This window comes from Mesorhizobium sp. M7A.F.Ca.CA.004.04.2.1, assembly GCF_004022825.1.
GTDB lineage: Bacteria > Pseudomonadota > Alphaproteobacteria > Rhizobiales > Rhizobiaceae > Mesorhizobium.
In genome coordinates this window covers 1-6,290 of sequence record NZ_RZPH01000263.1, presented here as the reverse complement: position 1 = coordinate 6,290, position 6,290 = coordinate 1, and the positions used below count along the sequence as shown (strand labels likewise).

General features: G+C 61.4%; 9 protein-coding genes. 7 read left to right on the top strand and 2 right to left on the bottom strand.

What is annotated here, in order from left to right; translation table 11 throughout:
- Both EN893_RS14110 and EN893_RS14105 read right to left on the bottom strand, forming a co-directional pair.
- The coding region (locus tag EN893_RS14110) for an MSMEG_1061 family FMN-dependent PPOX-type flavoprotein (RefSeq protein ID WP_128361598.1) at nucleotides 1-442 on the bottom strand (442 nt) is incomplete at its 3' end.
- 73 nt (nucleotides 443-515) lie between these two features.
- Nucleotides 516-869, bottom strand: coding sequence for a DUF971 domain-containing protein (locus EN893_RS14105; RefSeq protein ID WP_013531698.1), 354 nt, complete (start codon nucleotides 867-869; stop codon nucleotides 516-518).
- Between the two features lie 199 nt (nucleotides 870-1,068).
- Between EN893_RS14105 and moaA the strand changes: the two genes are divergently transcribed.
- The 7 genes from moaA to EN893_RS14070 form a co-directional block, all read left to right on the top strand.
- Nucleotides 1,069-2,064, top strand: coding sequence for a GTP 3',8-cyclase MoaA (moaA, locus tag EN893_RS14100; protein ID WP_127270849.1), 996 nt, complete (start codon nucleotides 1,069-1,071; stop codon nucleotides 2,062-2,064).
- A gap of 88 nt (nucleotides 2,065-2,152) precedes the next feature.
- Complete coding sequence (locus tag EN893_RS14095; protein WP_236383069.1) at nucleotides 2,153-2,587, top strand: hypothetical protein; 435 nt, start codon at nucleotides 2,153-2,155, stop codon at nucleotides 2,585-2,587.
- A gap of 120 nt (nucleotides 2,588-2,707) precedes the next feature.
- A complete protein-coding gene (locus tag EN893_RS14090) occupies nucleotides 2,708-3,067 on the top strand; it encodes a hypothetical protein (protein ID WP_127269771.1) in 360 nt (119 codons plus the stop codon).
- 225 nt (nucleotides 3,068-3,292) lie between these two features.
- On the top strand, nucleotides 3,293-4,213 hold the full coding sequence (locus tag EN893_RS14085; RefSeq protein WP_127269772.1) for a DMT family transporter: 921 nt from the start codon (nucleotides 3,293-3,295) through the stop codon (nucleotides 4,211-4,213).
- A 55-nt stretch (nucleotides 4,214-4,268) separates the two neighbouring features.
- Nucleotides 4,269-4,895, top strand: a complete 627-nt coding sequence (gene mobA, locus EN893_RS14080; RefSeq protein WP_127269774.1) for a molybdenum cofactor guanylyltransferase MobA — start codon at nucleotides 4,269-4,271, stop codon at nucleotides 4,893-4,895.
- Nucleotides 4,892-5,401: a molybdopterin-guanine dinucleotide biosynthesis protein B gene (gene mobB / locus EN893_RS14075; protein WP_127269775.1), complete on the top strand. Its 510-nt coding sequence runs from the start codon at nucleotides 4,892-4,894 to the stop codon at nucleotides 5,399-5,401. Before mobA ends, mobB begins: the two co-directional genes overlap by 4 nt.
- Before the next feature lie 157 nt (nucleotides 5,402-5,558).
- Nucleotides 5,559-6,290: ABC transporter substrate-binding protein (locus EN893_RS14070; RefSeq protein WP_128361597.1), on the top strand; the 732-nt coding region annotated here is incomplete at its 3' end.

Genomic DNA, 6,290 nt, shown 5'->3' with positions numbered 1-6,290 from the left:
GGAAATAGACCGAATCGATGTCGATGACGGTCACCGATCGAGCCGCCTTGCCTTCCACCGTGAATGACGCGCACAGCGCTGTATCCGTTGTAACATGAGCGCGGCCATTGATGCGCAGCGTCGTGCCCGAACCAGGTACCAGGAACAGCAGCCCAACACGTGGGTCGCGGATAATGTTTTTAAGCGAATCGGCGCGGTTGTTGCCGCGACGGTCCGGCATCATCAGGGTTTTCGGATCGTGGATGCGCACGAAGCCGGCGAGATCGCCGCGCGGCGAACAGTCCAGTCCCTCCGGGCCACTGGTGGCCAGCGCGACGAACGGCGAGGCTTCGATGAAGGCGGCATATTCGGGAATGACGTGGTCGAGTTCCTTGACCAGCGAGGCCTCGCCTGGAACGCCATAAAGCGCCTCGAGCTGCTCGACCGTGGTGATGACGGACATGTTTTCGCCTCCAAACCTTTGCCGGCGCTACGCCATCTCGATGACGTTTTGACGACAGCGAGGGGAATCAATTTTAGCGGTCCCGGCTCAGGCCCTTTTCCGCAAGCTCCGCGAGATAGGCTTCCCAGCGCGCATCCTTCTCGTGGCCGAGCGTATGCAGGTAATTCCAGGTGAAGATGCCGGTGTCGTGGAAATCGTCGAAGGTGATGCGCACGGCGTAGTTGCCGACCGGCTCTATCTTGAGGATTGCCACATTGCGCTTGCCGGGGACCGTCACCCGCTGATCCGGCGAATGGCCCTGCACCTCGGCCGATGGCGAGGCGACGCGCAGCAGTTCCGCCGGTAATTCGAATGGATGGTGGTCGGGAAAGGTGACGGACAGAAGTTTGCGGTCCTTGGAGACCCTGAGCTCTTTCGGTGCGGTCATGCTGTTCGATCCCGTCTCATCCGCCCTTCCCTACGCCGCTTCGCCAAACGGGAAAAGGCCTGATGAGACCGACCGACATGCGATGTCGGCGCAGAGATGTTACCAAAGATCGAGAGGCGCTATCTTGAATGGCAGGCCGGATCGTATCACATAGCGGTATATAACGAAGCCGTTCACGGCCACAGGAAGCGCTTGAAGCATGGACATGATTGATCCTTTCGGCCGCACGATCAGCTATCTCCGCGTGTCGGTCACCGACCGCTGCGATTTCCGCTGCACCTATTGCATGGCCGAGGACATGGCCTTCCTGCCGAAGAAGGACCTGCTGTCGCTGGAAGAGCTCGACCGGCTGTGCACGGTTTTCATCGAAAAGGGCGTCAGGCGATTGCGCCTGACCGGCGGTGAGCCGCTGGTGCGCAAGAACATCATGCATCTGGTGCGCCAGCTCTCGCGGCATCTCGCCAGCGGCGCGCTGGAAGAGCTGACGCTGACCACCAACGGCTCGCAGCTGTCGCGCTTTGCCGCCGAACTCGCCGATTGCGGCGTCAAGCGCATCAACGTGTCGCTCGATACGCTCGATGCCGACAAGTTCCACAAGATCACCCGCTGGGGCCATCTCGACAAGGTCATGCAAGGCATCGATGCCGCGCAGGCCGCGGGGCTGAAGGTCAAGCTCAACGCGGTGGCATTGAAGGATTTCAACGACGCCGAGCTGCCCGAGATGATGCGCTGGGCGCATGGCCGCGGCATGGACTTGACGGTCATCGAAACCATGCCGATGGGCGAGATCGATGCCGACCGCACCGACCAGTATCTGCCGCTGTCGCTGCTGCGCGCGTCGCTGGAACGCCAGTTCACGCTGACCGACATTCCCTTCAAGACCGGCGGCCCGGCCCGCTATGTCCAGGTCGCCGAGACTGGCGGACGGCTCGGCTTCATCACGCCGATGACGCATAATTTCTGCGAAAGCTGCAACCGCGTCCGGCTGACCTGCACCGGCACCCTCTATATGTGCCTGGGCCAGGAAGATGCCGCCGACCTGCGCGCGCCCTTGCGCGCCTCCGAAGGCAACGAGCTGGTCGCCGATGCAATAGACGAAGCCATCGGCCGCAAGCCCAAGGGCCACGACTTCATCATCGACCGCCGCACCAGCCGCCCATCGGTGTCACGCCATATGAGCGTCACCGGCGGCTGATCTTTTCGTGAAATTCATGCAAGATTGCTTCGGATCATGACTCGAGGCGAGCATGCGGCTGCACTCTTCATTCCTGGCGATTGCGACAATGGCAGCAAGCAGTGCGGTCGCCGCGCCGTTCACTTATGTGAACGAGCGCTTCGGCACCGTCTGCACCTTTCCCGACGAGATCTTCACCGATCGCCAGCCGGAGCCCGATAATGGCGACGGACAGCAATGGCTGAGCGCCGATGGCGCCAGCCTGATCTGCTCCGGCATCCTCAACATAGACAACGATACGCCGAAGGGCTTTGTGGCGGCCGAGAAGGCCAGCGATGAAGCCGGCTACAAGGTGACCTATGGCAAGGCCGGCAGCGATTGGGCGGTGCTGTCGGGCGTTAAGGATGGAAAGATGTTTTACGAGCGACGTCTGTTTGGGAGAGACGGTATCATCCGCACGGTCTGGGTCGACTACCCTCCGGCCCTGAAGTCGAAATACGACCCGCTGGTCGGCGCCATTGCCGGCAGTCTCAAGGGGTCGTGAAAGTTTCGGACCACACCCCAGAAAAAGTCTTGTTCGCGAACCACAGCCGGATTTACGGCCAGTCTGTTCCAACCTACCCTTTCCCTGGAAGCGGATCTTCGCTCACAGGGGGAATACTCCATGCGCAAACTCGTTCTTTCTCTAGCCTTGCTTGGTCTCGCGGCCGTGCCCGCTGCGGCCCAGTCGATCGGCGGCACTTATACGGTCGCCGGCACCAACTTCGACGGCTCTGCCTATGGCGGCGAGGCAACCATCACGCTGACCAGCGGGACGACGTGCGCGATCCATTGGGAAACCGGCGGCTCATCTTCCGACGGCATCTGCATGCGCAACGATGATGCCTTCTCGGCCGGCTATGTCATGGGCAAGGATATCGGCCTCGTCGTCTACAAGATGACGGACGACGGCTCGCTGCATGGTCTGTGGACCATCGCCGGCAAGGAAGGCAATGGCACCGAGGTGCTGACGCCGAAGAAGTAAGTTCTGCCGCCATTGCAGGTGATCTTCTGAGCCACAAACAAGGCTGTGGCCCAGCCCTTTGCTGTTGCTGTTTCACGCCCGGCTGTTACAGGCTTGCTGCCTAAAGCGCGTCGCGTTTGAACGGATTCAGGCGACGCGCTTTAGGTCTTTGTTTCTTATGCGTGTCGTTTCCCCAAAACCGAGGTCACTTTTGGGCGACATGCATTAGCAGAACCGGTAGCCGTCTTGCCCCTGTCACCAAATATTCGCGGCGCGTTGTTCATGATGGTGGCGATGGCCGGCTTCTGCCTCAACGATGCCATCACCAAATACTCGTCACAATCGATGAACATGGCGCAGGTCATGTTGATCCGTGGGGCTTTCGCTTCGCTTTTCGTCGGCTTGCTCGCCTGGCAGCGCGGCGCGCTCGCCCGCCCGGGTTCGATGCTGCAGCCTCTGGTGGCCCTGCGCGTGATCAGCGAGGCCGGTGCCACGGTGAGTTTTCTCGTCGCCCTCGCCCATTTGCCGATCGCCAATGTTTCGGCGGTGCTGCAGGCGCTGCCACTGGCGGTGACGATGGGGGCCGCACTCGTCTTTGGCGAGGCTGTCGGCTGGCGGCGCTGGCTGGCCATCGCCATCGGATTTGCCGGCGTGCTGATTATCGTGCGGCCTGGCTTCGAAGGGTTCAGCATGTACTCGCTGGCAGCGCTGGCCAGTGTCGCCTGTTGTGCGGTGCGCGATCTCGCCACCAAGCGAATTCCCAAGGCCATTCCGACATTGCTGGTGTCGACGGCAACCGCGCTTGCCATGACCATCGTCGGTGCGGCGCTGTTGCCGGCAATGGGCGGCTGGACGCCGATGACGAGGGACAGCACAGCCCTGCTGGCCTTGGCCGCGGTGCTGGTGGTGATCGGCTACCAGTTCATCATCATGGCGATGCGGGCGGGCGACATCTCCTTCATCGCGCCGTTCCGCTATACGGCCCTGATCTGGTCGATCCTGCTTGGCCTGTTCATCTTTGCCGATATCCCCGATCCGCCGATGATCGTCGGCGCCACCATCATCATCGGCTCCGGCCTTTATGCGCTCTATCGCGAGCGTGTGGTCGGCCGGCGAAAGATCGTCGCCGAAAGCACGGGGCCGACCATGGTGCCTGACGGAATCTAGCCAGATCATTGAAGGTTCTTGTGATTTCCGACGGCTGGCGTACAGGCTTCGTGGCATGAAGCGAGACATTGCGGGGATCATCCTGGCCGGTGGCCAGTCGAGACGGATGGGCGGCGGCGACAAGAGCCTGTTGCCGCTTGGCGATGGCTGCCTGCTTGACCAGGTCGTGTCGCGCTTCACCCCGCAAATAGAATCGCTGGCGCTCAGCGCCAATGGCGCCTCTGCGCGATTCCTGCGCTTTGGACTGCCGGTGCTTGCCGACAGCGTGCCCGGCTTTGCCGGGCCGCTCGCCGGAATCCTGACCGGCCTCGAATGGGCCGCGGCCAATACGTCTTGCAAAGCGATCGTCAGTGCTGCCGGCGACACGCCTTTCCTGCCGTTGAACCTTGTCGAGCGCCTGGCAGCGGCCGCCGATCGAAGTCCCAGTTCGATTGCCGTAGCCTGCTCGGCCGGCAAGCGGCACCCGACCTTCGCGCTCTGGCCGCTCGGCTGCCGCGATGCCTTGCGGCACTTTCTGGTCGACGAGGATATCAGGCGGGTTTCGGCTTTCATCGACCGGCACGGTTTTGTCGAGGTGGAATTCCCGGTTCTGCAATCGGCGGGGATCGACCCTTTCTTCAACATCAACGAACCGGACGATCTTGTGTCTGCCGAGCGTCTGTTGCAGAGCATCAAGCCATGAACAGACGCGTCTTCGGCATCACCGGCTGGAAGAATTCCGGCAAGACGACTTTGACCGAAAGGCTGGTCACCGAACTTGTCCGGCGCGGCTGGAAGGTGTCGACGGTGAAACACGCCCATCATGATTTCGACATCGACAAACCGGGTGCCGACAGTTTTCGCCACCGGCAGGCCGGCGCCACCGAAGTCGCGATCGTCTCCGGCGTTCGCTGGGCACTGATGCACGAGTTGCGCGGCGAGGATGAGCCGACATTGGAGACTGTCCTGTCGCGGCTTGCCCCTTGCGACCTGGTGCTGGTCGAGGGCTACAAGCGCGAAGCCCACGACAAGATCGAAACCCGCCGGCTGGATGCGAAGGACCGCACGCCGCTTTCGGCGGAGGATCCCAACATCGTCGCTGTCGCAGCCGATTTTGCGATTGAAGGCGAGCAGCTGCCGGTATTCGATCTCGACGATGCAAAATCGATAGCCGACTTCATCGAGCGCACCACCGGGCTCGTTGCTTGAGCGCTGACGCAACGGCAGAATAGCCTTGCCCATTTTTACGGTTTTGCAGTTGCTTTTTTCTTGGAAAGAGTGGGAGTATCGCGCCAGCGGGCGGTCAAAAGCACCGCCCCACAGAGCCGTTCGGAACGACGGCCGGGACCATAAAGAGAGGACCATCATGCGTATTTCACTGCGTATCGCGCTTGCCGCATCGGCCGCGCTGCTGACGCTCGGCGTCGCCCAGGCCCAGGAAAAGACCCTAAGGATCGGCACCGAAGGCGCCTACCCGCCCTTCAACAACCTTACCGCCGATGGCCAACTCGTAGGCTTCGACATCGACATCGCCAAGGCGCTTTGTGATGAGATGAAGGTAAAGTGCACCTTCGTCGCGCAGGATTGGGACGGCATCATTCCCGCCCTTCAGGCCGGCAAGTTCGACGCCATCGTCGCCTCGATGTCGATCACGCCGGAGCGGATGGAAAAGGTCGATTTTTCGCACAAATACTACAACACGCCGTCGGCGCTCGCCGTGCCGAAGGACAGTACGCTGAAAGGCGTGACCAAGGAAGATCTCGCCGGCAAGACCATCGGCGTCGCCACCACCACGACGCATTTCAACTATGCCTCGAAGACCTACACTGACAGCACCGTGAAGGGCTATCCGAGCAGCCCCGAGGAGCAGGCAGATCTTGCCAATGGCCGTCTCGACGCCATCGAGGACGATATCGTCGTGCTGCAGCAGTTTCTGGATTCGCCTGATGGCGCCTGCTGCAAGATCCTCGGCCAGCCGTCGCCGCAGCCGGTCGAGATCTTCGGGCCTGGCGCCGGCATTGCCGTGCGCAAGGGCGAAACCGACCTGGTCAACAAGCTCAACTCGGCCATCGACGCCATTCGAGCCAATGGAAAATAC

Coding starts and splice junctions, on each gene's coding strand:
- EN893_RS14105 (WP_013531698.1), bottom strand. CDS start 869: ATGACCGCACCGAAAGAGCTCAGGGTCTCCAAGGACCGCAAACTTCTG.
- moaA (WP_127270849.1), top strand. CDS start 1,069: ATGGACATGATTGATCCTTTCGGCCGCACGATCAGCTATCTCCGCGTG.
- EN893_RS14095 (WP_236383069.1), top strand. CDS start 2,153: ATGGCAGCAAGCAGTGCGGTCGCCGCGCCGTTCACTTATGTGAACGAG.
- EN893_RS14090 (WP_127269771.1), top strand. CDS start 2,708: ATGCGCAAACTCGTTCTTTCTCTAGCCTTGCTTGGTCTCGCGGCCGTG.
- mobA (WP_127269774.1), top strand. CDS start 4,269: ATGAAGCGAGACATTGCGGGGATCATCCTGGCCGGTGGCCAGTCGAGA.
- mobB (WP_127269775.1), top strand. CDS start 4,892: ATGAACAGACGCGTCTTCGGCATCACCGGCTGGAAGAATTCCGGCAAG.